Below are 25,508 nucleotides of genomic sequence, written 5' to 3'. Positions count from 1 at the left end.
ACTTCTCGCTAGTGCCCCAGGATGAGGCTCATGGCCTCCGCGCGGGTGCGATCGCGGTTGCGGAAGTCCCCGCGCACCGCGGAGGTGACCGTCTTGGCCCCGGGCTTGCGCACGCCGCGCATGGTCATGCAGAGATGTTCGGCCTCGATCACCACGATCACGCCCCGGGGCTCCAGGGACGTCATGACCGCGTCGGCCACCTCGGAGGTGAGGCGCTCCTGGATCTGCGGCCGGCGGGCGTAGACGTCGACCAGCCGGGCCAGCTTGGACAGCCCGGTGATCTGCCCCCTGTTGTTCGGAATGTAGCCGACATGCGCGCTCCCGTAGAAGGGCACCAGGTGATGCTCGCAGGTCGAGTACAGCTCGATGTCCTTGACCAGCACCATCTCTTCGTGGCCGGCCTCGAAGACGGTGGTGAGCACGTCCTTGGGGTTCTGCGAGAGCCCGGCGAACTGCTCCTCGTAGGCCCGCGCCACCCGTGCGGGCGTCTCCCGCAGGCCTTCGCGGTCCGGATCCTCGCCAATGGCGAGGAGGATCTCCCGGACCGCCTTCTCGATCCGCGGCTGGTCGACGCCCCCGCTGGTGGGAGTCACCAGCGGGAGGTCGAGTTCCGGTTCCTCCGCGTAACCGCTCACGACTGATCCCTGGAGGCGCCGCCTCTGTCGGAGTCGCCCCGCCAGGCGTCACCGCCCGACCACTCTCCCTGGCCGTTGCCGCCGGAACTGAGCCCCTCGACGTCCTTGGGCCCCATAACCGCCAGTTCCTTGGGGGTCCGCACAGGCGGCTGGGCGGAGGGCTGCCGCTTGCCGTACCCCTTGTAGGATCCCCGCGACGGGCGTTTCACGATCGGCGCGAAGATCTTCAGAACCTGCCCCTTGGAGAGGGTCTCCTTCTCCAGCAGGTTGAGCACCAGATCGTCCAGGACGTCCCGGTACTCGACCAGGATCTCCCACGCCTCGTCGTGCGCGGACTCGATCAGCCTGCGCACCTCCTCGTCGATGAGGGAAGCGATCTCCTCCGAGTACTCGCGGGCGTGCGACATCTCACGGCCCAGGAACGGCTCGCTGTTGCCGCTGCCGAACTTGCGTGCGCCGAGCCGCTCACTCATCCCGTACTCGGTGACCATGTTGCGGGCCAGGCTGGTGGCCTTGTCGATATCGTTCGCCGCACCCGTGGTGGGCTCGTGGAACACGAGCTCCTCGGCGGCACGCCCACCCAGCATCATCGCGAGCTGGTCCATCATCTCCGAGCGCGAGGTGAGGAACTTGTCCTCCAGCGGCACCGACATCGTGTAGCCGAGCGCACGGCCGCGCGGGAGGATGGTGATCTTGTGGACGGGGTCGGCGTTGGGCAGCGCGTGGCCCACGAGCGCGTGCCCGCCCTCGTGGTAGGCGATGACCTTCTTCTCCGCGTCCGACATCACCCGGGTCTTCTTCTCGGGCCCGGCCATGACGCGGTCGATGGCCTCCTCGAGCGTGGCCATGTCGATCTCGTTCCGGCCGGCCCGCGCCGAGAGCAGCGCGCCCTCGTTCACGACGTTCTGCAGGTCGGCGCCGGTCATGCCCGAGGTCCGCCGCGCGATGACGTCGAAGTCGACGTCGTCGGCGACGGGCTTGCCCTTGGCATGGACCTGCAGGATGCCCTTGCGGCCCTCCATGTCCGGCCGGTCCACGACGATCTGCCGGTCGAAACGGCCCGGGCGGAGCAGCGCGGGGTCGAGGATGTCGGGGCGGTTGGTCGCTGCGATGAGGATCACACCGCTCTTGACGTCGAAGCCGTCCATCTCGACGAGCATCTGGTTGAGGGTCTGCTCGCGCTCGTCGTGCCCTCCGCCCATGCCGGCGCCCCGATGGCGACCCACAGCGTCGATCTCGTCGACGAAGATGATCGCGGGAGCGTTCGCCTTGGCCTGCTCGAAGAGGTCGCGCACCCGAGAGGCGCCGACACCGACGAACATCTCGACGAAGTCCGATCCGGAGATGGAGTAGAACGGCACCCCGGCCTCGCCCGCGACGGCGCGCGCCAGCAGCGTCTTGCCGGTTCCGGGTGGGCCGAAGAGCAGAACGCCCTTGGGGATCTTGGCTCCCATGGACTGGAACTTGGCCGGGTTCTGCAGGAACTCCTTGATCTCGTGGAGCTCCTCGATCGCCTCATCCGAGCCGGCAACATCGGCGAACGTGCTCTTGGGGGTGTCCTTGGTGATCAGCTTGGCCTTGGACTTGCCGAAGTTCATCACCCGGGAGCCGCCGCCCTGCATCTGGTTCATGATGAACAGGAAGATGGCGATGATGATGATCAGCGGCAGGAAGCTGAACATCAAGGAGGCGAACATGCTGTCCTGGGGAACCTCGACGTCGTAGGAGCTGAGGTTCCCGCCCCCCTCTTCCAGGCTCTGGAGCTCCTTCGCGAGGTCGTACCCCTGCCCCTCGACCCAGTACGCTTCGTAGACCTCACCATCGGTGGTGGTCAGCTCGATGCGCTGTTCCTTGTCGATGAGTTGGGCATTGTCGACCTGGTCGTTCTCGATCAGGTCGAAGACCCGCGAGGTGTCGACCTTTTCCGGGTCGGCCCCGCCGCCCAGGTTGGTGAACTGGAAGACAGCAATGAGAATGAGGCCGATGGCCAGGATCCACGGCCACGGCCCACGGTACAAGCGCTTGAGATTCATCTATACGGAACCCCGCTGGGTCCGTCCCTCCTGACCAGGCGGCCCGCCCCGAACAGCACGGAAGCCCCGGACCGGTGCGGGCAGGCGAGCGGTGCGAACGCGTTCGTCACGGCCGTGTTCTCCTGCTCCACCGGTGAGCCTTATGGCCGCTGGAAGCGGGACCTATCGGACATGTATTCCCCTATGATGCTGCGGGATAATCGACGGTACACCCCCTCATGACCGAGCGCGTTCACACGTCGGGTCGTCCGCAGCAGTACTACTCCATCAAGACACCAACGCGCATGGGCGGTCCGGTTGTTCCCGCCCCCGGACACAGGGGGAACCCGCACCCTCGTGCGTACCGCGCCGACTCAACTCCGATACACGTGCGGCGCGAGCGTACCGATGAACGGCAGGTTCCGGTACTTCTCGGCGTAGTCCAGCCCGTAGCCGACGATGAACTCGCTCGGAAGGTCGAAGCCGATGTACTTGACCTTCAGATCGACGTCGAAGGCGAGCGGCTTGCGCACCATGGTGCAGATCTCGACGGAGGCGGGCCCCCGCGACCTCAGGTTACCCACCAGCCAGGACAACGTGAGCCCGGAGTCGATGACGTCCTCGACGATCAGGACATTGCGGTCCTTGATGTCCGTGTCGAGGTCCTTCAGGATACGCACCACGCCGGACGACGTTGTTCCCGCCCCGTAGGACGATACCGCCATCCAGTCCATGGCGCAGGGGTGGTGCAGGTCGCGGGCGAGGTCGGCCATCACCATGACGGCGCCCTTCAAAACACCGACGAGCAGCAGGTCCCTGTCCGCGTAGTCGACGTCGATCTCGGCGGCCAGCTCTCGGGTCCGGGCTTTGATCTGGTCCTCGGTGACCAGGACCTTCTCAAGGTCATCGCCCACATCTTTGGCGTCCACGCTTCACTGCCTCGCTGCTCGGCTCGCGGTTGTTCGACGCCAACCAGAATAAAGGGGGCGAACTCTCCGCCACGGGCCGCCCGTCCTCTGGACACCCCGGATCACGGGGCGATCGCGATCCGGCCGGCGACACGCCGCCCGCGCAGCGCTCCGGGCAGGTCCACATGCGATTGTCCGCGCCACTCGCAGACCAGCCGGTCCAGCTCGGCGACGTGCCGGGCCGTAAGCGCGCCTGCCGGGCTGCCGGCCGCGATCGCCGTGCGGCGCAGTACCCGGGTCCGGACGGCGCGCGGCAGTCCGGCGAGTGTGGGCACATCCAGTTCTCCGGGGCCGCAAAGGGCGTCCTTCTCCGCGCGATCGGCCCAGGTGTCCAGGGCGTCGGCATCGTCGCGCAGCAGCCCGGCGGTGCGGGCGAGGGCGTCGGCGATGCCCGGGCCGAGCACGCCTTCGAGGGCGGGCAGCGCCTCGTGCCGGACCCGGGAACGGGCGTAGGCGGGGTCGGTGTTGTGCGGGTCCTTCCAGGGGGAGAGCCCCATCAGCTCGCAGGCGGCGTGCACGGTGGCACGGTCGAGACCGAGCAGCGGCCGCAGGTAGCGGCCGGCGGACGGGGACATCCCGGCCAGTGACCGGGCACCAGAGCCGCGGGCGAGTCGCAGCAGCACCGTCTCGGCCTGGTCGTCACGGGTGTGGCCGAGCAGGATCGCGCTCGCGCCCGTCTGGTCGGCGATCTCGTCGAGCGCGGCGTAGCGGGCCCTGCGCGCGGCTCCCTCGGGGCCGCCCGCACGGCCCACGGCCACGGCAACGCTGCGGACGGGATCGAGCCCGAGCCCGCGGAGTGTGTCGCGGACCTCCGCGGCATGCTCCGCCGAGCCGTCCTGGAGACCGTGGTCGATCGTGGCACCGGCGGCGCGCAGCCCCATACGCGGAGCGGTGAACGCGGTGGCTCCGGCCAGCGCGAGTGAATCGGCTCCTCCGCTGCACGCCACGACGACCAGGCCGCCCGCCTCCACGCCTTTGAGCGCCTTCCGAACGGCGGACCGCACGTCGGCCACGGCGGCTGGAGGTCCGGTCATACCTGCACGATAGTGCCGGATACCGCGCTTCCCGCCCGCCGCGGGATCACTCCTCCGGCGCGCCCCCCTGGATGTCCGGCCTGCCCAGCATCTGGCCGTTGCTCCCGGGCAGCGGCATGGGACGCACCACGCGGTTCACCCAGGCATCGGGGTTGCGGATCTCCTCCATGGTCGGGAGGGTCTCGCGGGACTCCCACACCCGGTTGAAGTCGTCCATGCCGATCCTGGCGACGACCTCGCGCACGAACGCGGCGCCTTCCTCGTACTGCTTCATCTTCAGATCGAGACCGAGGAGCTGCCGGATGATCTTGTCGATCCGGTTCGCCCCCTCGCGGCGGCGCTGGAAGCGGCGGCGGATCTCGGCGACGGACGGCACGACCTCGGGCCCCACGGCGTCCATCACGTAGTCGCCGTGCCCTTCGGCCAACGTCATGACAGCGGTGATCCGGTCCAGGATCTCCCCCTGCCCCTCACTCTGGAACGCGTCGATGAGGTTCCCCTCGCCGCCGCGCATGACCTCCGCGACGGCCTCCCCCGCGGCGCGCAGCCGGTCGAGGAACGCCGCGGCGTCCATGTCGGAGGCGAGCAGGAACTCCTGCATCTGCTCCTGCACGTAGTCGCGCAGCCAGGGTGTCGAGGTGAACTGGGTGCGATGGGTCTCCTCGTGCAGACACACCCAGAGCCGGAAGTCGCGCGGATCGACGTCGAGCTCGCGCTCGGCGTGCACGATGTTCGGCGCCACCAGGGTCAGACGGCCGGCGGGAGCGGTGCCATCTGGATCGGGCGGCAGGAACAGCTCGTACTGGCCGAGCACGCGCCCGGCCAGGTAGGAGAGCACCGCGCCGAGCTGCATCCCGGTGACCCGGGACCCCACCGCCGTGGTGATGGTGCCGGCCGCGGACCCGTTCAGCCGGCCCGCGGCGAGGCGGTCGACAATAGGCTCCAGTACCACGCGAAACCCGTCGACATTGGCCCTGATCCAACCGGGGCGGTCAACGATGACTGCTGGTCCGGCCGGTTCCAGGGAATTCATTCCAGTGAACTCGCGTACGTGGCCCTGCGCCGTGACGGAGAGCTCGCGAAGATGCGCCACTGCCTCCCGGGCCTCGGCGAGACCTATTTGGGGGCCGGGTCGCACAAGGCGGGTACCGGTGTTGACGGCTACGTCCCAGTCGATCAAACTCACGCCCTCACAGTACCCATTGGGATGGTGTTTCACCGGTATCCGGCAGGAATTCCGGGTCCTATCAGGGCTTTCCCTTGGGGGAGTCGTCAGAACGGGACCGTGACGAACTCCGTGTCATTGACGTTGCGCACCATCACCGAAGCGACCTCCTCCGGAGGAATGACCACGGATCCGCCCGGTTCGCTGGCCTTCGACGCCGCCTCGGCGGAGACGATCCAGCTCGTCGCGACCTCGCTGCTTCCGTCCTTGGAGACCACGACGACCTCGCACTGCTCGCCTTCCGGAATGCCCGTGACGACCGAGTCGACCTGCACACTCTCAGCGTCGCCGGCGGGCTGGAGCATTACCGTGGCGCGCGCCCCGGTCTCCGGATTCTCCTCGGAGGCGAGGACGCCTTCCGACGCCAGTTCGACGACCTCCGGTTCCTCGGAGGAAGGAAGCACGGCCTGCCCGGCCACGAATCCACCCCCCGCCAGAACAGCAGCGGCCAAGGCCGCGGCACCGACCAGGACCAGCCCTCGCCGCCTCCGCATCGATGTCCGTTCCGAGCGCACCTGACGCAGTGTGCGTTGCAGTGCCAAATCAGAGCCTTCGGGCGGCCCGTCGAGCAGAGCTTCGGGCGGCAGATCACCGAGGCTCTCCTTCATCGCCCGCAGTTCCTCCAGTTCATTTCGGCACTCCGGGCACGTCACAACATGGGCATCCACCGCCGTAACTTCTCGGGGCTCAAGGGTGCCGAGAACATAGGCACCGAGCATTTGGACGTCATGCCATGCGGTGTTCATCCCGCCACCCCCTTCAACGCGACCTTGCGGCCACCGAACGCCCGGCGCAGAGCCCGTAGAGCGTAGTGCGACCGGGATTTGACCGTGCCGGGCGGCACGCCCAGAACCTCTGCGGCCTCACCCACGCTGCGTCCATGGAAATAAACCTCAACCAACACATCACGATGGTCCTCGGAGAGACTGTCGAGCGCCTCCATGACGACCACCATGTCCACCACGGAGTCCGCGTGGTCCCGGGCCACCGGAGTGTTCGCCGGTGTTTCGGCGACCTCCGTCGGCCGGGCCCGTTTGGCACGTACGCGGTCGGTCACGATGTTGCGTGCCACAGTGAGCAGCCATCCGCGGACCGATCCTTTTCCGTTCACGAGGACATCAGGGTTACGCCAAGCCCGGATGAGGGTTTCCTGCAGCACGTCCTCTGCCGCTGCTCGATCCCCGGTCAGCCTGGTGGCGTAGGCCAGCAGTGCACGCCCGTGTTCGTTGTACAGCGACCTGATCAGTGCTTCGTCGCCGGTCGAGCGCCGGCCGCGCGACCCCACACCCGCCATCCATCTACTCCCTCCTAACTGGCGCTTTCGGCGGCGCCAGCGGAGCCACGATGACTCGCGCCCCACACACGGTTCCGGGAAGTGACCGGTTCACTTACGAACACGGACAGCGAATCCCGGTTACGGCGCTTTAGCCTGGCGTTATTCGCGCGAACGCGCAACACCCCGGAATAAATTCGCATTTCGGGAGGATCCGCACTCATAGCGACTTGTGGGGCATTGGGGCTTGTAACGGGCCACGGTGGTGGGAATCCCACGGACGGGCGGGAACACCGTGGCCCGTCTCTCTACCGGTTGTCAGGCACATCAGGTTCGGCGGTTCACCGCGGGCGGAGGGGAGCAGGGCGCCCGCGGGACCTTCGGTCGTCGCGGCGTCAGGCTCAGTAGCCTCCGCCGCCGCCAGACGGCTCGCCACCACCGTTGCCGTCCTCGGCGGCCTCGCCGCCTCCGCCTCCTTCTGCCTTCGCACCGGTAGGAGTCACCGCGAACCACGTACCCTGTGCGCCGTGCCCGTTGGTGTCTCCGGGCGCGGTGTCCTCCGCGTAGCGGTACAGTGGCCAACCGTCGAGGGTCACCTGGTCAAGGCCGCCATCACGGGTGACGCCGTCGAACAGTGAGGAGTCCGTCCCCTCTTCGAAGGTGAACTCGTCCATGTCGAGAACCGGGGGCCAGGCCTCGGCGCAGTCACCGTCACAGTTCGACTGCGGCGGATCAGCCGAATCATCGTCGAACCGGTACAACGTGAAACCCTCGTTGTCCACCAGAATCTCGCCGAGCTCCGGATCGTCGTGCACCCGGAACCCTGCCGGGCAGTAGCCCTCGGTCCAGCCCTCGTCCTGCGCCTTCGATCCGACGGGGCTCACGGCGAACCAGGTGCCCTGGACGCCCTCGCCATTGGTGTCGCCCGGGGCGCTGTCCTCGGCGTAGCGGTACAACGGCCAGCCGTCGAGGGTCACCTGCTCGGTACCGTCGGAACGCGTCACACTCCCGAGCAGCGATTCGTCGCCGTTGAACGAGATCTCGTCGGCGCTCTCAACGGGCGGCCAGGCCTCGGCGCAGTCACCGTCGCAGTTCGACTGCGGCGGATCAGCCGAGTCATCGTCGAACCGGTACAACGTGAAACCCTCAGCGTCGGTGACGATCTCGCCGAGCTCACTGTCGCCCGTGACGGTCAGCGAGATTCCCTTGGCGCTCGCGCCACCACCGGACTCCTCGGCCGCCTTCGCCCCGGTGGGGCTCACGGTGTACCAGGTGTCCTGGACACCCTCACCGTTGATGTCGCCGGGAGCGCTGTCCTCGGCGTAGCGGTACAACGGCCACCCGCCAAGGGTCGCCTGCTCGGTACCGTCGGAACGCGTCACACTCCCGAGACCGGAGGCGTCGGCGCCCTCAATAGTGGTATCTTCGGTAAGCTCAACGGGCGGCCAGGCCTCGGCGCAGTCACCGTCGCAGTTCGACTGCGGCGGATCAGCCGAGTCATCGTCGAACCGGTACAACGTGAAACCCTCAGCGTCGGTGACGATCTCGCCGAATTCCTCGTTCTCGACTACCTTGAGCGCACCGCCGCCAGCCTCATCGGCAGCCTGTTCTTCCTCACCCGAGTCGTAGGGGGCGCCACTATCCGAGAAAGCGGCACCAGCACAGCCGGCGGCCAGGGCAAGGCCGAGCACCCCTGCGGCTAACGAATAAATCCTGTTCTCGCGTCGCATCCAAGCGTCCTCTCCAGTGCGGCCGCGCCGCGGACCTACGACTGGGGAATCAGCTTCCTGGTCGCTGTGTCCGCTTTCTGCTTGCTCGCTGTCAGCCCGTTACACGAAGCCGGGGCCAAGGCGGTTCGACAGAATTTGCGGAAAGGTGTCAGCCGACAGCCGGTGCTATCGGTTACGCGCAGCCGCATTCCGCGATCGCGCTGGCGAAGACATCGATGGCCCTGCCCGTGGCCCCTGGGTCATTGGCCATGAACGCGAAGAGCAGCAGTCGGCCGTCGGAGTCGTAGACGGTGCCGGCCAGCGTGCTGACACCGCTCAACGTTCCGGTCTTGCCGCGGACCACACCCGCACCGGCGGAGGAGTCGCTGCCGCGGGCGTAGCGGTCGTCCAGGGTTCCGGTAAAACGGGCGGTCGGCAGGCCGGTGAGCGCGTAGTGCAGGTCGGGATGCTCGGGCTCGGCCGAGAGCAGCAGCAGATCGACCAGCGCCTTCGCCGTGACCTGGTTGTTCACCGAGAGGCCGCTGCCGTCCTCAATGTGCACACCGTCGATGCCGAGTTCGTCCAGCACCGCACGGGCCGCATCGCCGGCGCCCTCGAACGATGCCTCCTCGCCCTTGGCGATCGCGACCTGTCGGAGCAGCGCCTCGGCGATGTTGTTGTCGCTCTCCAGCAGCATCTTCTCCACCAGCGCGGAGATCGGCGCCGAGGGCACGCTCGCGACAGGGGCCGCTCCGCCGCCGGCCTCAGCGGGCTCAGGCTCCCCGGTGACGTCCACGCCGGCCTCCCGGAGCCGGTCCGCGAAGGCGTCGGCGGCGGCCCGGGGCGGGTCGCCCACGCGTTCGCTGTAGTGCTGGTCCGGGTGGACACGCCCGCCGTCGAGCATCAGGGCGTGTACAGGGGCGGTGCTGCCCTCGTTGATGTAGTTGGGTTTCCAGCCGGGCCCGGTGTCAGGGCCCGGATAGAGGGAATTGTCATAACCGAGGCTGACGGATTCCGTCCCGGACTCACGCAGTTCGGCCGCCGTCTGGTCGGCGAGTTCTTCCAGCGTCGCGACACGGGGATAGGTATCGGAGTCGGCGCTCTCCGTCAGCGTGGGGTCGCCGGCGCCGACCAGGATGATCCGATCGTCCTCCTGGACCACACGGGTGTGCATACGTTCGTCGGGACCGACGGAGTGCAGTGCGGTAACGGCGGTGACGATCTTCGTCGTCGACGCGGGGACCGCGGACTCCGCGGCGTCCCTGTCGTAGAGAGTCCGGCCGCTCCGGGCGTCGGCGACATAAGCGGAGAGCCCGTCATCAAACCCGGAATCCGACATGGGATCATCAAGCTTGTCCGCGAGCCGGTCAGGATTGATCGGAGCGGCGTCCGGCGGCGCCATGTCCGGTCCGTCCTCGGCGAAGGCGGCGGGGTACGGCGTTGTCGCCGGTGGGCGGGACTCGATGACATCCAGAGCGACCACGCCTGCCACGAGCACGAATATGTTGAGCGTGGCCAAGGTAAGCAGCGCTCGGGCCCGCACCTGCCGCACCCCGGTACCTGCCTTCCGTTGGCATTCGGAAAAACTACGAAAGAACTACGTAGCGACAGTATGTCGTAAGGGGAGCCGAGAACAGCATGGAATTCGACGTCACGATCGAGATCCCTAAGGGCGAGCGCAACAAGTATGAGATGGATCACGAGAGCGGTCGGATCCGCCTGGACCGGATGCTGTTCACTTCGACCAGTTACCCCGCCGACTACGGCTTCATCGAGGGGACGCTCGGTGACGACGGCGACCCTCTCGACGCCCTCGTCCTGCTGAAGCACCCCACCTTTCCCGGCTGCCTGATCCGCTGCCGGGTCGTGGGGATGTTCCGGATGCGCGACGAGGCCGGCGGCGACGACAAGCTGCTGTGCGTCCCCGCCACCGACCCGCGCATGGAACACCTGCGCGACATCCACCACGTGAGCGAGTTCGAGCGCCTGGAGATCGAGCACTTCTTCAGCGTGTACAAGGACCTGGAGCCCGGTAAATCGGTGGAGGGCGCCACCTGGACCGGTCGGCACGAGGCCGAGCAGGAGATCGCCGCCTCGGTGAAGCGCGCCGAGGCCGCCGGCTTCCACGGGGATACCTCGCACATAAGGCTGAGCTGACCAAGTCGGACTCAAGCGCTTATTGCGGCCCGGCGCGGAGAATGGCCCCATACCTCCCATGGTCTACGCCGGGCCGCCGTGTCTACCGGGTTCCCGGGTTCCCGGGAGTGTCGCCCCTCCGGCCCTGATCAACGGTCGCTGCCCTGCACACTCGGGTCGATGATCCACGAGGTGGTGTCCTCGGGTGCTTGCCTCGTGAACACGTAGAACGCCAGCACCACGATGAGCAGCGCGCACGCGGCCATGACGAACCCCGGAAGTACACGCGAGACCGGGCCGTCCGACCGTCTCGCCGAGGGCGGAACCGGGAACCCCTTCCGGTCGAAGGAGTCGGCTCGCTGGGCGATGTGCGCGCGGTACCCGGACAGGTCGGGACCGGTCACTCCACTGAGCACCCGCACCCGAAGGCACGGGGGGTACCGCACTCCGGAGTCCGGTACCTCCTGGAGAGTGGAACCGGCCTCGATGACCCGCAGGTGACGCTCGCATTCGGCTTCCGCCACGGCGAACAGCCAATCGCGGAGCCTCCGTTCGTTGGGAAGCCGGTCGATGTGCGCCCGGACGACGATGAAGGTGTCGCGCAGCACCGTCTGCGCGACATCGGCATCCTCCAACAACGACCAGCACAGCTCGTAGAGCTCTTCCCCGTAGGCGTCGAACAGCCGCGCGTAGGCCTCGGAGGGGCGCACGCGGTTGGAGCGCAGAGCATGTAACAGGTCCCGGTCGGTCATATCCCAAGAATCTACGGTTTCCCGGGCAGGCGGAACATCACCTTTGCCGAAATACGTGGCGATCTCGCACCTTTTCCGTGATTCAGTGCGTGAGCACGACAAAGTCACCCGGAACAGCGCCTCGGACCCGGCGCTGCCGTCCGAGCCGCAGGACAGGCGGCGAGAGCCGCTTCAGCGCGCGCGGAGGCGCTCGACTCCGTCGGCGAACTCCTCGATCTCCACCGGCTCCAGGATCTCCGGTTGCTGCAGAAGGTAGCGAACGGCGTCCCGGGGGCGGGCGATGATTCCCCGCCCCGCGCGCATCACCGGCTCCGGCAGCCGACCGACCACCATGATGACCGGCACGATCCGCAGCGCGGTCGCCCGGTCCGGCGGACCCGCGGCCTGTTCCAGCCGTGTCGCGTACTCGACCATCCGGTCCACCACACGAGAGGCGGGACGCTCCCCGATCCGCCAGTCGCGCGGACCACGGGACACCGCGTGCTGCCAAACGCGCGTATCCAGCAGGTAACCCCCTCCCGGGCCCACCACGAGGTAGCGGGAGGCGTCGTCGGGCACCACCCGGTAGCCGTGCCGCCGCAGCTCGCATAGCAGGCGGTGGCGCCCATACAGGGCCGGGAGCCACGAGGTCCGAGGCGCGGGCACGACTGTGAGCAGCACGAAGCTGAACGCGGTCAGCCCCGCGACCAGCGCCCCTGCACGCCAGTCGAAGAAGCCGGCCGCCATGACCCCGGCGGAGCAGCTGACCAGCGCGCGTACGGCGAGGCGTGCCCACATCGCCCCGTTCGCCCCGGACACGGCGGCGGAGCCCCCGATGCTCCGCGAGTCCGCCAACAGTCACCTCCGGTGTGCCCGGCTCGATGCGCGTGGGCGCGGGCTTCCCGCTTTCCTGCTGTTCCGAGTCGCTCGCGGGAACCGGGGTGCGGCACGCCCGCCTCCCGCGGCGTCCCCTTGCGGTACCGGTCTCAGCCGCTCCCTGCTCCTGCGGCTTCCGATTCTCCCTCCGGCCGCTTCGAGATTCTCAGCCATACCCTGCTGCACTGCAACGCATCCGGCACAAATTCCGGCCAGGCGAAGAATGGTATTCCGGACATAGGCGGCCCGGCTACCGGCGTCGTGAGGAATTCAACATCGCGGCGCGCCCTCTCAGCTTGACATCGCCACCCGGGGTTGGTCTGCTTACGGACATGCATCCGCGTACGCACCTGGCAGCCATGGCCCGCAAGGTCCCCGGGACCTCTCGCCGTGTGGCCGGTGCGTCGTGTCCGGCTTCGTGTCGCCTCCACTGAGCCAGGCCGAGCGCCACGCGCCTCCTCGTTCTCCGCGAACCCACATCCCCGGCCGCCGCCGGAGCCCCTGAGACTCTCCGCGGCCTCTTCCCGGTGATCCGTTCCGGGCGGCCGGACGAGCCCAGTACTCAAGCGCCGATGCCTCTGACCAGGCGCACCATCCACGAAGGACCGCCAGCAATGCCGCACGACGTCTCGACCTCCACCCGCCCACGCCTCCGTGCCACGCCCTGGACGGAGTACCCCTGGGCGGACGTTCCCGCCCAGGATCCCGCTCCCACCGCCGCGCCGCCGTTCCCCGAGGGAATCGGCGATATCGCGCTCGCCGGCCAGCCCACCGGCTACGCCCATCTGGCGGCCCGCGGCACGCCCACGGTCGGGCAGTTCACCGCCACCGCGCGCGAGGCGTCCGCTGTCCTGGCCCGCCCGGCGTTCTGGCCCCGCCGCCGCGGCCACTGGCAGCCCGCTCCGCGCCCCGCCCGCCGCCGGGCGACCGGACGCATGCGGATCGCCGCTGTGGCGCTGGAGCCGAACGAGTTCGTCGCGCTTCCCGCACTCGGCGGCGCGGCCTCCGGATCAGGCGTGCTCTACCTGGCGCACGGCCGGGCGCACATGGTGACGTCCGCCCCGGACGGCGAGATGCTGGCGGTCCAGGAGCTCGACACCGACCGCGCCCGCGTGCTCGCCGCCGGCGACCGGCACCGGCTCGTCAACACCGGCACCGAGACCGCTGTGGTGGTCCGCGTCGCCGGGTGAGGACCTCAGACACCGCCGGCCTGCTGGGCGGCCGCGGCGCGCAATGCGTCGTCGAGGGCCTCGACGGCGCGCAGGACCGACGCCATACGCCGCCCCTCGGTCAGATAGGCATCCATGACCTGGTCAATGGCGTGTGGGGGCAGAACGTCGCGGAGTTCGACCCGCGCGGTGCGGTACCCCTGGCGCGCTCCCTCCAGGGAGGAGGCGACGTGCTGGCGGGCCAGTCGCGAGAGCGCGACCGGATGCCGGCTCAGCACGCCGTGCATCCGGTAGTCCGCCGGGACGTGGTCGAGCAGCCAGCCCACCGCGGTCCGCTCGAAGGACTCCGAACCGGGCGGGTGCACACCGGCCGGCCACGCCGCGGGCAGCTGCTGTTCTGACATGCTTCCAGGATACCCCGCCTCTAGAACGCGAGTTCGATACCGATCTGCGGGGTACCGCCGTCCGGCGCAGCACCGCGAAGCGGGAACCCACCGAAACCGCGGCCTCCACCCGCACGGCAGAGAGGAACCGCCCTCACTCAGGAGGACAGGGAGGTTACCCCCGCGACTCCTCCTCTTCTTCCTCTGCCGTTTCGGTCTCCTCCCGCCGCCGCTCCAACTCCACACGGATCGCGTACTCCGCCGCGTCGACCGACGCCCGTGCGGTTATCGCGTTGGTGTGCGCCCTCTCGAGCTCCTCCAGCGCGATGCAGTCGAACGACACGCGCGCGTCGTGGATGGCGGCTTCGAGTTGACGTGCCGCTTCGTCCAGGCTCATGTTCTCCCCTTCGCTACGACCGGCAACGTCCGGCGGGAAGCAGGCGCCTTACCTCGGCTTTCCCCTCGCTTCCCTTCGCGCACTAACTCGCGCGTTAGGGGGGTCTACCCGAGTGCACCATATCCCATGTCAGGGGCGGAGAGCCGACTTCGTGCCTTGACTTCCTCCCCGGCCTAAAGGCCGGGCCATCCTCCGGGAGGAATCGGTGACAGCACGGTTCGCCCTGGTGCGCGGCCGGCACCATCACGCCGTGGGCGACGTTGTAAGCGGTACGCGCCTGTACTGTCACAGGCCACACCTATGATTACCGCGAGCGAGGAGATACAGGGGGCGCGCCCATGCGCAATCGCTATCCCGGAACCTGCACCACCTGCGGTGCCGACGTTGCCGTCAGGACCGGCGCGGTGCTCAAGGAGGACGGGCGCTGGCGCACCTACTGCTCCGAACACGAACCCCGCCCGGCTCCCCCGCCACGCGGTGACCACCCCGGCTGGCACACCCGGCCCCTCTTCGGGTACGACTGCGAGACCTCGTCGAACGACCCGTCCGAGGCGTTCCTCGTTTCGGCGGCCCTCGTGGACGCCTCGGGCACCGCCCGTACCTGGCTCGTCGATCCGGGCGAGCGCGAGATCCCGGCCGAGGCCATCAGCGTCCACGGGATCAGCAACGAGTACGCCCGCTCCGAGGGGATCCCCGTTGAGGAGGCGCTGCAGGAGATCACCGAGACCCTCACCGGCCACCTGCTCGCCGGAGACGGGCTGGTCATCTTCAACGCGCCCTTCGATCTCGGCGTCCTCTCGGCGGAACTGCGGCGGCACGGAATGAAACCGTTGACCGAGTGGCTGTCCGGGCTGCCGAGCCCCGTTATCGACCCTCTGGTCATCGACCGCGGGATCGATCCCTACCGGAGGGGTCCTCGCAACCTCGCGGCGATGTGCGATTTCTACGGAGTCGAACTGACCGGCGCCCACACCGCGCACGGCGACGCGACCGCGTGCCTGGCGCTGGCGCGGGAGATCGGCGCGCGCCACCCCGGCATCGCCGGGCTGGCCCTGTCCGAACTGCACGACCGCCAGGTGGAATGGGCGCTGGCCTATGCCCGGAACCGCCAGGAGTGGCTCGACAGGCAGAAACCCGGTCACGGGACCGTGGTCGACGGATCCTGGCCGTGCTCGCCCGGGTAACCCCGCGATCTGCCTGTCCATCTGCGACCCCTTAGCCTTGGAGATGCCCGCAGCGCTGCTCCGGACCCATTGGTCTGCCCTGATCAGGGGTCCGGCCGGACGCCCGCCGGAGGCCGCGGTTTCCGCCGCGTCCGGAGCAGGCGAGCGCACGCGTTCATCGCCGCACCCCGAAACGAAACGGCGCTCTGTTCGCCCCTGCCCCACAACCGGAGAGCAGAGTAAGGAGGAGGCGCGCCTGAAAACGGGGCGTGGAAAACTGTGGCGGTAGACAACGGCAACTCCAACAACGGCGAGATCAGCACCGAGGACCTGCTCTGGGAACCTCCCGAGACGTCCAAAGCGGACCGTGCACCCAAGACCAACCGCACCGTCTTCGGAACCGCGGCGGTTCTCGGAATCGCCTTCCTGCTATGGGGCGCACTCCGCCGCGACTCGCTCAGTGACATCTCCGCCGGTGCGCTGGCGGTGCTCATCCACAACGGTGGCTGGGCGTTCGTCCTGGCCGCGTCCGGCTTCGTTGTGTTCGCCCTCTGGCTCGCCTTCAGCAGGTACGGCGGCATCAGGCTGGGACGCGACGACGAGGAGCCGGAGTTCAACTCCCTGTCGTGGATCGCCATGATGTTCGGTGCCGGCATGGGGATCGGCCTGGTCTTCTACGGGGTCGGCGAACCCGTCTCGCATTTCACCGAGTCTCCTCCGGGAACCGCGGGAGGGAGCGTCGAGCACGCCATGGCGACGACGCTCTTCCACTGGACGCTGCACCCATGGTCCATCTACGCCATCGTCGGCCTGGCCATCGCCTACGGCACCTTCCGCCGCGGTCGCGGCCAGCTCATCAGCGCCGCCTTCACCCCGTTGATTGGTGAGCGGCACGCCAACGGCGTCGCCGGATGCGTCATCGACGTCTTCGCGCTGTTCGCCACACTCTTCGGCACCGCGGCATCGCTGGGCCTGGGCACCCTGCAGATCGCCGGCGGCCTCCAGGAACTGGGCTGGATCGGCGGCACCAGCAACCCGGTGCTGCTCAGCATCATCGGCACGCTGATGTTCTGCTTCCTGCTATCGGCGGTCTCGGGCGTGGCCAAGGGCATCAAATGGCTGTCCACCACCAACCTGGCTCTCGCCTTCGCCCTTCTGGTCTTCCTGCTCACCATGGGATCCACCGTCTTCGTCCTCAACCTGATCCCGACCGCTCTCGGCGGCTACTTCAACCACCTGTTCGCCATGTCGTCCCGCACCGCCGGCCTCGGCGGCGCCGACACCGAGGAATGGCTGTCGGCCTGGACGGTCTTCTACTGGGCCTGGTGGATCTCCTGGTCCCCGTTCGTCGGCATGTTCATCGCGCGCATCAGCCGCGGCCGGACGATCCGCCAGTTCATCGGCGGCGTCATCCTGGTTCCGAGCACGCTCAGCCTGGTCTGGTTCTGTGTCATGGGCGGCTCGGCACTCAGGCTCGAACAGGGCGGCCACGCCATCTCCGCCGCCGGTGGCGGCGAGGCCGAGGCGCAACTGTTCGCCGTACTGCAGCAGTTCCCGGCCACCACGTTCGTGACCCTGGCGGTGATGGTGCTCATCGGGATCTTCTTCATCACCGGCGCCGACTCCGCGTCCATCATCATGGGGACCATGTCGCAGCACGGCGCCATCGAGCCCAATCGGCCGATCACGGTCTTCTGGGGGGTGATGATGGGCGGTGTGGCGGCCGTCATGATGCTGATCGGCGGGACCGACGCGCTCACCGGACTGCAGAACCTCACGATCATCGTGGCGGCCCCCTTCGCGATCATCATCATGCTGCTCTGCGCGGCCCTGGTGCGCGACCTCAGGCGCGACCCGACGGTGCTGCGTTCGGCCAAGGGCGAGGAGATCGTCACGGCAGCGGTCATCGCGGGGGCCCAGGACCACGACGGTGACTTCCAACTGGAGATATCGCCGGCGGACGAGTCAGGGGATCCGGACGGCGGCACCGAGAGCAGGCTCACCGGGACCTCCGTCAACGGCCGCAGTGCGCCTAACGGCAACGGGGCGGGCGACCGGAGCTCGGACAGCGCTGCCGCGAACGGCTGACCGCCGGCTTCAGCCGTGGGGAGGAAGTCGACAAGGGCATGTTCGGACTCGCCGTGGTCGCGGCCGTCAGCATCGGCTCCTTCATGCTGGTCAGCCGCTTGACGAACGCGGCGAAGCAGCGGCTCTAGCCGGCGCCGTGCCCCTCCTGCCGGTCGCATACCGCGGTCAACGGGAGGGTATGCCCTCCCAGAGCATGTCCTCCACCACCGGAAGGAGTCGCCATGCTCGGGTTCATCCTGTTCCTGCTGGTGCTCTGGCTGGTTCTGGCCGTACTGGGCATCATCGTCGAGGGCCTGTTCTGGCTCACAGTCATCGGTGTGATCCTGTTCCTCGCCACGGCCGTCTGGGGGTGGCTGAAGAGACAGCGCTCCTGACCGGACTCCGCCGCCCCGGCGGGACCGCCGGGGCCGTACCGGGTCGGCTAGTGCCGCAGCCCGATCGTCGCGCTAGCCCGCCGCTGCTCGGTGGGCAGCCACGGCATGGGCACGAGTTCGGAGAGGAACGCATAGTCCCGGGCCAGCCGCCGTTCGGACTCGCTCTGCCCGGTGTGGGCACGCACCCACCAAGCGGCGATGTCCGCCCACCCCGGGGCCGACAGTGAACCACCGGTGTGCTGCACAGACAGTGCCGCTGCCAGGTTGGCGAACCGCAGCCGCTGCTCCAGCGGCCATCCGGCGAGCGTCCCGACGATGAAACCGGCACCGAACACGTCGCCCGCCCCTGTCGTGTCGATGGCCTCCATGACGAGCCCTTCGACCTCGGCGCTCTCGTTGGTGAGCTGGTCGGTGGCGAGCGCGCCGCGCGGGCCGTCGGTAACCACCGCCACCGGCACGTAGTCCATGAGCCGCGCCAGCGCCGACGCCGGGCTCCCCGTCCGCGTGTAGGACATGGCCTCAATGGCGTTGGGCACGAAGGCGTGGCAGTGTTCCAACTGCTCCAGGACCGAATCGCACCACGTCTGGCTCTCGTCCCAGCCGACGTCGGCGAAGAGCTTCGCTCCGTTGCCCGATTGCGTGAGCGCCCATTCCGGCAGGTCGCGGTCGGGGCACAGGCTCACGAACGCCGCGCGGGCCTGCGGCAGTCCGCGCGCCATCTCCCACAACGGGATCGGCGACGGGTGCTCGTGCGTCACCAGGCTGCGGTCGCCCCGGTAGGCGAGCGAGACCGTGAACGGCGAGTGCCAATCCGGAATACGCCGGGACGCCGAGAGGTCCACCATCTCCTGCCGTTCAAGGGTCTCCCAGGAGAAATCACCGTAGACGTCCTCGCCGAACGCGGCGGAGACCGCCGTGCGCAGCCCGAGCCGCGACGCGGCGACGGCGAGATTGGCCACGCCTCCGGGGCACGACCCCATCCCCTCGGCCGGCACCTCGGTCCCCGACGCGGGTGGCGCGGTCAGTCCGGTGAGAACGATGTCGAAGAACACCGTGCCGCTGAGCACGAGGTCAAGAGCGGGGCTGTCCGGTTCCCGCGCACCCGCGAGCACATCGCGCGGTTCACCGACCAGCGGAGTGGACTCCAGCTTGTCGTATCCCTGCTCCGCCTCGTGCTCCTCCCCGTCCGCGCGCGCCTGAGTCGTCATGTCGAACCCCTGCCCCGATCGAAAGCGGTCTTAGAAGTGCAGGGTATGCAAAGAAGCCGGTGATGAGGCGTCCCGACGTGCACCGCTTTCCGGCGTACCGCGCGCACTAGGGTGATTGCACGGGGATCGACCGGGAAGGGGGCGGCCATGCGGCTGACGATCCTGGGCGGGGGCGGATTCCGGGTCCCGCTGGTGCACCGGGCGCTGCTCGCCGATACGCTGCGCGAGGACAGAGCCGAAGGCGGTGGCGCGGTCATCTCCGAGCTGGTGCTGTTCGATACCGACGACCGCCGGCTGCGCGCCATCGGCGCCGTACTGGCACGGCAGCGCGAGGCGCACCGCACCGCGCACGGTGAACCGAAGCTGGCGGTGCGCGTGGAGAGCAGTCTTGAGGCGGCATTGCACGGCTGCGCCATGGTCTTCTCGGCGATCCGCGTCGGCGGTGTGCAGGGCCGGGTACTGGACGAGCGCGTGGCGCTGGACGCGGGCGTGCTGGGCCAGGAGACCGTCGGCGCCGGAGGGATCAGCTACGGGCTGCGCACCCTCCCGGTCGCCAAGTGCCTGGCACGGACGATCGCCGAGCACGCCCCCGGCTCATGGGTGGTGAACTTCACCAACCCGGCCGGACTGGTCACCGAAGCGATGTCAGCGGTACTCGGCGACCGCGTCATCGGAATCTGTGATTCCCCCATCGGTCTGGGGCGGCGGGCCGCGCGCGCCCTAGGCACCGATCCGGCAGGCGCGCGCTTCGAATACGCGGGACTGAACCATCTGGGGTGGCTGACCGGCCTCTGGGCCGACGGCCGCGACCGGTTGCCGGAACTGCTCACCGATGAGAACTCGCTGACCTCGTTCGAGGAAGGCCGACTGTTCGGCGCCGAGTGGATACGCGCGATCGGCGCCCTGCCCAACGAGTACCTGCACTACTACTACATGGCGCGCGAGGCGCGCGGCGCAATCGCCGAAACGGTGGCCGGCGGCGGGCAGACCCGCGGCGAGCAGTTGGTCGCCCAGCAGGACTCCTTCTACCGGGAGGCCGCCGCACGGCCGATCGGGGCCCTGGACCTGTGGGAGCGGGCCCGCCTGGAGCGGGAGCAGAGCTACATGGCCGACAACCGGCGCGTCGCGGGAGATGTGCAGCGCGCCGAGAAGGACCTCGACGGCGGCGGCTACGAGGAGGTGGCGCTCGCCGTCATGCGGGCCATCGCGCACGACGAGCCCTCCCGGCTGATCCTCGACGTGCGCAACCGGGGCGCGATCCCCGGACTCGACGACGAGGCGGTCGTGGAGGTCCCCTGCCTGGTCGACGCGAGCGGAGCCCGCCCCCTCACGGCGGGGCCGCTGACCGGGCACCGATCAGCGCTGGTGCACGCGGTGAAGTCGGTGGAGCGGGATGTGATCGAAGCGGTGCGCGCCGGGTCCCGCACGCCCGCCCTCCGCGCGTTCGCCACCCATCCCCTGGTGGACTCCGTCACAGCGGCACGCACTCTGCTGCGGGGGTACATGAAGGCGTTCCCGGAACTCCAGGACGTCCTCCCCCGGCCGTGAACCGCACACGACGGCTGGGCGCTCCCGCTGCCGGAACCGGTTCAGAGCCGCCCGTCGCGGATCCAGGCCACGACCTCCCGGGCCCGCTGCACGTCCACACCGGTCTGCGCCTGCACGAACCTAATCGCGTCGAGTTCCTGCCCCTCGGCGACCAGTTGGCGCACGCGCGCGACGGTGGCCTCCGGGAGCAGAGGCGGCGGTTCCTCGGCGACCGCCCCCGAAAGCAGCGTGTACCCGCCGACCTGTGTCGGACCGTTCTCCGTGGCCGGAGGGGGCCTCTGCGGCCAGTCGACCTGCCGCGGCCCGCTCCCCTGCCGCAGGCGGTCCATCACAAGGGCTCCGAGGCCGAGCACGGCCACGGCTCCGATCAGCGCCAAGAGCATCAGCAGCAGGCTCATGTCGTGCCTCTACCCATATCTCCCTCTTTCCAGGCGCAGGGGGCCGCCATCCGCTTCCCGTCCACGAGGCCGCCGCGGGCCGACGGCACGCTTTTGTCGCCGCCGTAACGCAGGGGGCGGAGCCGCGAGGCGAGGGGTTCGCATGGGCCGGTGGGGTCGGTCAGGGGAGTGTACGTGATAACGTCCCTCCCTGGCGGAGGCTAGCCACGGCACCGCCTCACGGAGCAGAGTCGCCGAGCGTTCACGAGGCCACTGCATGGCTCCCAAGCACAAGGGCGTACTCAAGGCCCCTCAACAACCAACCAGGGGAGCATACCCAGCGTTTCGCCCTTTCTTGGTGCGGCAACGCGGTGACCGGTTGGAGGCATGAATGCACTCAGTGCATACTGACCACGTCCCTGAACTCGACTCGTTCGCTCCCGCCCCGCGCTACGACGACGGCTTGGAACAGCATGGCGGAGCAGGGTCGTGCGGAGTGTGCGCCGAACTGGCAGAGTCGTTCAGGGAACCGAGAGGAGCTGCTCCGGCGGCCGGGCTCCCTGGGGAGTCGCCATGTGGAAATCCCCCGACCGCCACGAGTAGTACGGCCCTGTCAGGCCGCCACAAGCTGACAAGCAAGGTCGGAGAACACTCCAGCCAGAACGGCGGGATCGCGCCCCGACCGGAGCCGCTTCGCGCTCACCGGCATCGACATGCTCGAGGGTGAGGTGGCTGAAACCAGGTCATCACGCCGGCGGGATATAAGGAACGCCGCCAGCCGCAACAACACAAATGTGTACTTTTTCCGCACCAATGACAAGAAGTCGCTATCGTGATCTTGTTGTCGACCGGGCCCTCACCTATCGAGGACGCTTATGTCTGAACTCCCCCCGACTTTTACCGCCGAACGCCGGCACGTCCGGCGGCATGGCAGGCGCTCCGCCCGATACACGCATACCCCGAGCGGCATACCCGCCCTCCATATGCGGGTTTCCGTGCTTCCCGCGGCCTTCATGGCGCTCCTGGGGGCGGCGGCGGTGGCGTTCCTCCTTCTCTCGCCCTCTTCCGCCGCTGCCACTGTGATACCGGCCGTGGCCGGAGCGGGAGCCGTGATCATCCTGCTCGTCGCCGTTTACGGCGCCAAGCGCGCCACCGCCCAGGTGCACGACCGGCTCGATGCCCTGAGGTTCTCCAGTGCCCGAGGCCAGGAGAACCTCCAGCGGCTGGTCGAGAGGGTGCGGAACGGCGAGTACTTCGCGCCGTCCAGCGTGGGCGCCCCGCCCGATGAGGAGAGCGAGCCGTTCGTGCTGCTCGAACACGAGCTGCAGAAGGGCCAGTGCGCCGCGCAGAACGCCGTCCTGCACGTAGCGGCCGTCAAACCCAACGGCGGCGTCGAACGGCGTGTCTCCGCCGAACCGCAGGAGTCCGGACAGCAGGAGTCCGGACAGCAGGTGGAGGTGTTCGTCAACGTCGCCCGGCGGATGCAGTCACTGGTCCACCGGGAGATCGGCCTGCTCGACGAGCTGGAGGCCCAGGTCGAGGATCCCGATCTGCTGAAGGGTCTGTTCACCATCGACCACCTCGCCACCCGTATGCGCCGCCAGTCGGAAAGCCTCGCTGTGCTCGGCGGTGCCGCATCGCGGCGGCAGTGGAGCAAGCCGGTGAGCCTGTACGAGGTACTGCGCTCGGCCGTTGCCGAGGTCGAGCACTATTCACGCGTCAAGGTGGTGCCCCCGATCGAGGGCACCCTGGACGGCAGTGCCGTTGTTGACGTCATTCACCTGATCGCCGAGCTCATCGAGAACGCCACCAAGTTCTCCCCGCCCCACACCCAGGTGCTGCTCCGCACCGACACCGTCACCGCCGGCGTGGTCATCGAGGTCGAGGACCGCGGCCTGGGGATGCAGCCCTCCGATCAGCGCCAGATGAACAACCTGCTCGCCGACCCCGAGCAGATCAACCTCAGCGAGCTGCTGCGCGACGGCCGGATCGGACTGTTCGTGGTCTCGACCCTCGCCCGCAAGAACGGCGCGAAGGTCCAGCTTCAGCCCAATGTCTACGGCGGCACCCAGGCCGTCGTCGTACTGCCGAAGAAGCTGGTCGGCTCCTCGCCCCAGGACCACGAGGTCCAGGCACGAACGCAGCCGGCTCGTTCGGAGCAGCCCGCCCGTCCGGAGCAGTCGGCCCGCCCGCACCTCCCCGCCCGTCCGGAACAACCCGCCCGTCCGGAACAACCCGCCCGTCCGGAACAACCCGCCCGTCCGGAACAACCCGCCCGTCCGGAGCCCGTTCCGGCCATGGCGGTCGCGGCACCGGCCGCCTCCGCCCACTCCGCCTCCCCTCCGCCACACTCGGCGGAGCCACCCCCCTCCTCCGTCTCCGGCCACAGCTCCGGCTCCGGACAGCCTCCGGCGAGGGACTACCACCAGTACGCCGCTGAGAACCGCACCAACGGGTCGTACAGCAACCACTCGGACCCCCCGTCGCGTCCCCCGCTGCCCGAACGGGAATCCGGCGCCCAGCGCCCGCAGAACCCCAACCAGACCGTCCGATCCGCTCCCGCGGCTGATCTCCCCTCCCACGATCGGACCGACCGCAGCGAACGCCCGCCGTTGCCACAGCGTCGCGTGCAAACGCACCTGGCGCCTCAGCTGCGTGATTCCCCCACATCCCGACGCGATGAAGCAGACACCGATCACTCCCCTGGTCTAATGGCCGCTTTCCGGGGAGGCGTCAGCCGCGCCGAGGAAGAGAAGGAGAACGAGAACGGCCCCTCGGGTCGTCCCGACAACACCAGCTGACCAAGAGCATTCCATGCCCCCGAAGGAGAGCCATCCACAATGGTGAGCGCTGTCCCCCCAAGCCAGGAATCAGACCTCGCCTGGTTGTTGAGCAACCTGGTCGAGCGTGTTCCGTATACCCGTAGTACCGTCCTGCTGTCCTCAGACGGTCTGATGAAAGCCGTCCACGGCTTGGATCGTGCCGACGCGGAGCAAATGGCCGCGATCGCCTCCGGGCTGTTCTCCCTTTCACGCGGCGCCGGAGCCAAGTTCGGCGGCAGTGACATCGTCCGGCAAGTGGTGGTGGAACTCGAGAACACCCTGCTTTTCATCTCGTCGGCCGGCTTCGGCTCGGTTCTGGCGGTGCTGGCAGACCGGGAGACCGACGCCGGCGTCCTCGGCTACGAGATGTCGCAACTGATCAAGAGCGTCCGTCCGTTCCTGGCCACTCCTGCCCGGACAATGACTACCTACTCTGGTGCCCATGGCGGTTCATGACGACGAGTTGTGGCTCGATGAGGACGCCGGACGCTTGGTGCGCCCCTATACGGTAAGCAACGGACGCACGAGCCCTACCAAGAGTCTGGATCTGCTATCCCTGGTGATGGCCACCGGCCAGATCGCCACGACGCAGCTGGCCCCGGAACATGCTCAGGCGCTTGGTCTGTGCAACGGTCCGACTTCGGTGGCGGAGGTCGCGGCGCATCTGCGACTGCCCGCGATGGTCACCAAGGTTCTCCTTTCCGATCTGGTCGACTGCGGAGCGGTGACCACGCGCTCCCCGCACGCCGCGGCCAGCCCCACTGACAGAAGTGTGCTAGAGGCGGTGCTCGATGGCCTACGAAAACGACTCTGACCTGTTCCCCACTGCGGTCAAAGTCCTGGTCGCGGGCGGCTTCGGCGTCGGGAAGACGACCTTCATCGGATCGGTGAGCGAGATCGAGCCGTTGAGCACCGAGGAGCTCATCACCGCGGCCAGCATCGGCACCGACAACCTGGCGGGGGTAGAGAACAAGGCCACCACCACCGTGGCCTTCGACTTCGGTCGTCTCACCCTCGATCCCCGGTACGTCCTCTACCTGTTCGGAACACCCGGCCAAGACCGTTTCTGGTTCATGTGGGATGAACTCTCCACGGGGGCACTGGGTGCGGTCATCCTGGTCGACCCGCGTCGCCTGGAGACCAGTTTCGAAGCGGTCGATTTCTTCGAACGCCGGGGCATCCACTTCCTCATCGCGATCAACGAGTTCGATGGGGCCTTCCGATACGACTCCGAGGAGGTGAGAGCCGCCCTTAAAATCGGGCCCCACGTGCCCGTCGTGCTCTGCGACGCGCGTGGCGACCGTTCCGCGACCTCCGTACTGGTCTCCTTGGTCCAGTATCTGCTCACCGCCATGTCTTCTCATTCCGCATAGTCCGATC

At 68.3% G+C, this 25,508-nt stretch carries 25 protein-coding genes; 10 read left to right on the top strand and 15 right to left on the bottom strand.

Annotated features, from left to right (window positions below):
• Positions 1 to 8 precede the first annotated feature (8 nt).
• From folE to dacB, 9 genes are all read right to left on the bottom strand, one after another.
• The gene (gene folE / locus VS93_RS03720) at positions 9 to 596 is read right to left on the bottom strand and encodes a GTP cyclohydrolase I FolE (RefSeq protein ID WP_046468652.1); all 588 of its coding nucleotides are present in this window, start codon (positions 594 to 596) and stop codon (positions 9 to 11) included.
• Between the two features lie 35 nt (positions 597 to 631).
• Positions 632 to 2,668, bottom strand: coding sequence for an ATP-dependent zinc metalloprotease FtsH (gene ftsH / locus VS93_RS03715; protein WP_046468606.1), 2,037 nt, complete (start codon positions 2,666 to 2,668; stop codon positions 632 to 634).
• A 353-nt stretch (positions 2,669 to 3,021) separates the two neighbouring features.
• A complete protein-coding gene (gene hpt, locus VS93_RS03710) occupies positions 3,022 to 3,576 on the bottom strand; it encodes a hypoxanthine phosphoribosyltransferase (RefSeq protein ID WP_046468605.1) in 555 nt (184 codons plus the stop codon).
• 101 nt (positions 3,577 to 3,677) lie between these two features.
• Positions 3,678 to 4,649 (bottom strand): tRNA lysidine(34) synthetase TilS, encoded by a 972-nt coding sequence (gene tilS / locus VS93_RS03705; RefSeq protein WP_046468604.1) that lies wholly within the window; start codon positions 4,647 to 4,649, stop codon positions 3,678 to 3,680.
• Between the two features lie 46 nt (positions 4,650 to 4,695).
• Complete coding sequence (locus tag VS93_RS03700; protein ID WP_046468651.1) at positions 4,696 to 5,829, bottom strand: zinc-dependent metalloprotease; 1,134 nt, start codon at positions 5,827 to 5,829, stop codon at positions 4,696 to 4,698.
• A 92-nt stretch (positions 5,830 to 5,921) separates the two neighbouring features.
• Positions 5,922 to 6,620, bottom strand: a complete 699-nt coding sequence (locus VS93_RS03695) for an anti-sigma factor (protein ID WP_046468603.1) — start codon at positions 6,618 to 6,620, stop codon at positions 5,922 to 5,924.
• Complete coding sequence (locus tag VS93_RS03690) at positions 6,617 to 7,168, bottom strand: sigma-70 family RNA polymerase sigma factor (protein ID WP_046468602.1); 552 nt, start codon at positions 7,166 to 7,168, stop codon at positions 6,617 to 6,619. Before VS93_RS03690 ends, VS93_RS03695 begins: the two co-directional genes overlap by 4 nt.
• 380 nt (positions 7,169 to 7,548) lie before the next feature.
• Positions 7,549 to 8,877 carry a hypothetical protein gene (locus VS93_RS03685; RefSeq protein WP_082126597.1) on the bottom strand — a complete coding sequence of 443 codons (1,329 nt, stop codon included), beginning with the start codon at positions 8,875 to 8,877 and terminating at the stop codon, positions 7,549 to 7,551.
• Positions 8,878 to 9,049: 172 nt separating this feature from the next.
• A complete protein-coding gene (dacB, locus tag VS93_RS03680; protein ID WP_338022667.1) occupies positions 9,050 to 10,399 on the bottom strand; it encodes a D-alanyl-D-alanine carboxypeptidase/D-alanyl-D-alanine endopeptidase in 1,350 nt (449 codons plus the stop codon).
• Positions 10,400 to 10,494: 95 nt separating this feature from the next.
• Between dacB and VS93_RS03675 the strand changes: the two genes are divergently transcribed.
• Complete coding sequence (locus VS93_RS03675; protein ID WP_046468600.1) at positions 10,495 to 11,013, top strand: inorganic diphosphatase; 519 nt, start codon at positions 10,495 to 10,497, stop codon at positions 11,011 to 11,013.
• Positions 11,014 to 11,141: 128 nt separating this feature from the next.
• Here VS93_RS03675 and VS93_RS03670 read toward each other — a convergent pair whose 3' ends face one another.
• On the bottom strand, positions 11,142 to 11,744 hold the full coding sequence (locus tag VS93_RS03670) for an RNA polymerase sigma factor (RefSeq protein WP_046468599.1): 603 nt from the start codon (positions 11,742 to 11,744) through the stop codon (positions 11,142 to 11,144).
• 171 nt (positions 11,745 to 11,915) lie between these two features.
• Positions 11,916 to 12,578 (bottom strand): hypothetical protein, encoded by a 663-nt coding sequence (locus tag VS93_RS03665; RefSeq protein WP_236700327.1) that lies wholly within the window; start codon positions 12,576 to 12,578, stop codon positions 11,916 to 11,918.
• Positions 12,579 to 13,213: 635 nt separating this feature from the next.
• On the opposite strand from VS93_RS03665, the gene VS93_RS03660 reads away from it, so the two are divergent.
• Positions 13,214 to 13,789 carry a hypothetical protein gene (locus VS93_RS03660; protein WP_236700326.1) on the top strand — a complete coding sequence of 192 codons (576 nt, stop codon included), beginning with the start codon at positions 13,214 to 13,216 and terminating at the stop codon, positions 13,787 to 13,789.
• A 5-nt stretch (positions 13,790 to 13,794) separates the two neighbouring features.
• Here the strand turns inward: VS93_RS03660 and VS93_RS03655 are convergent, their stop codons facing one another.
• Together VS93_RS03655 and VS93_RS03650 are read right to left on the bottom strand one after the other, a co-directional pair.
• Entirely contained in the window at positions 13,795 to 14,172 is a 378-nt protein-coding gene (locus VS93_RS03655) for a hypothetical protein (protein WP_046468598.1), read from the bottom strand.
• A 154-nt stretch (positions 14,173 to 14,326) separates the two neighbouring features.
• Positions 14,327 to 14,548, bottom strand: a complete 222-nt coding sequence (locus VS93_RS03650; protein ID WP_046468597.1) for a hypothetical protein — start codon at positions 14,546 to 14,548, stop codon at positions 14,327 to 14,329.
• Between the two features lie 338 nt (positions 14,549 to 14,886).
• Here VS93_RS03650 and VS93_RS03645 point away from each other — a divergent pair, with 338 nt between their 5' ends.
• The 3 genes from VS93_RS03645 to VS93_RS28870 all read left to right on the top strand — a co-directional run bounded on the left by VS93_RS03645 (position 14,887) and on the right by VS93_RS28870 (position 18,173).
• Positions 14,887 to 15,732, top strand: a complete 846-nt coding sequence (locus tag VS93_RS03645) for an exonuclease domain-containing protein (RefSeq protein ID WP_046468596.1) — start codon at positions 14,887 to 14,889, stop codon at positions 15,730 to 15,732.
• Positions 15,733 to 15,990: 258 nt separating this feature from the next.
• Positions 15,991 to 17,799, top strand: coding sequence for a BCCT family transporter (locus VS93_RS03640; RefSeq protein ID WP_046468595.1), 1,809 nt, complete (start codon positions 15,991 to 15,993; stop codon positions 17,797 to 17,799).
• A 221-nt stretch (positions 17,800 to 18,020) separates the two neighbouring features.
• Entirely contained in the window at positions 18,021 to 18,173 is a 153-nt protein-coding gene (locus tag VS93_RS28870) for an LPXTG cell wall anchor domain-containing protein (RefSeq protein WP_046468594.1), read from the top strand.
• A gap of 47 nt (positions 18,174 to 18,220) precedes the next feature.
• Here the strand turns inward: VS93_RS28870 and VS93_RS03630 are convergent, their stop codons facing one another.
• Positions 18,221 to 19,381: a carbohydrate kinase family protein gene (locus tag VS93_RS03630; RefSeq protein WP_046468593.1), complete on the bottom strand. Its 1,161-nt coding sequence runs from the start codon at positions 19,379 to 19,381 to the stop codon at positions 18,221 to 18,223.
• A gap of 147 nt (positions 19,382 to 19,528) precedes the next feature.
• Here VS93_RS03630 and VS93_RS03625 point away from each other — a divergent pair, with 147 nt between their 5' ends.
• Positions 19,529 to 20,929 carry a 6-phospho-beta-glucosidase gene (locus VS93_RS03625; RefSeq protein ID WP_046468592.1) on the top strand — a complete coding sequence of 467 codons (1,401 nt, stop codon included), beginning with the start codon at positions 19,529 to 19,531 and terminating at the stop codon, positions 20,927 to 20,929.
• Between the two features lie 41 nt (positions 20,930 to 20,970).
• Here VS93_RS03625 and VS93_RS03620 read toward each other — a convergent pair whose 3' ends face one another.
• Entirely contained in the window at positions 20,971 to 21,327 is a 357-nt protein-coding gene (locus VS93_RS03620) for a hypothetical protein (protein WP_046468591.1), read from the bottom strand.
• A gap of 974 nt (positions 21,328 to 22,301) precedes the next feature.
• Between VS93_RS03620 and VS93_RS03615 the strand changes: the two genes are divergently transcribed.
• From VS93_RS03615 to VS93_RS03600, 4 genes are read left to right on the top strand one after another with little or no spacing between them, the layout of a single operon-like run.
• Positions 22,302 to 24,107: an ATP-binding protein gene (locus VS93_RS03615; protein WP_201776546.1), complete on the top strand. Its 1,806-nt coding sequence runs from the start codon at positions 22,302 to 22,304 to the stop codon at positions 24,105 to 24,107.
• 39 nt (positions 24,108 to 24,146) lie between these two features.
• The gene (locus VS93_RS03610) at positions 24,147 to 24,584 is read left to right on the top strand and encodes a roadblock/LC7 domain-containing protein (protein ID WP_046468589.1); all 438 of its coding nucleotides are present in this window, start codon (positions 24,147 to 24,149) and stop codon (positions 24,582 to 24,584) included.
• The gene (locus tag VS93_RS03605) at positions 24,571 to 24,942 is read left to right on the top strand and encodes a DUF742 domain-containing protein (protein WP_046468588.1); all 372 of its coding nucleotides are present in this window, start codon (positions 24,571 to 24,573) and stop codon (positions 24,940 to 24,942) included. The genes VS93_RS03610 and VS93_RS03605 overlap by 14 nt, the downstream gene beginning before the upstream one ends.
• The gene (locus tag VS93_RS03600) at positions 24,920 to 25,501 is read left to right on the top strand and encodes a GTP-binding protein (RefSeq protein ID WP_046468587.1); all 582 of its coding nucleotides are present in this window, start codon (positions 24,920 to 24,922) and stop codon (positions 25,499 to 25,501) included. The genes VS93_RS03605 and VS93_RS03600 overlap by 23 nt, the downstream gene beginning before the upstream one ends.
• Positions 25,502 to 25,508 lie beyond the last annotated feature (7 nt).

This window comes from Allosalinactinospora lopnorensis, assembly GCF_000981225.1.
Taxonomy (GTDB): Bacteria; Actinomycetota; Actinomycetes; order Streptosporangiales; family Streptosporangiaceae; genus Allosalinactinospora; species Allosalinactinospora lopnorensis.
The sequence above is the reverse complement of the archived record's forward strand: the minus strand, read 5'-3'. Positions and strand labels throughout refer to the sequence as shown.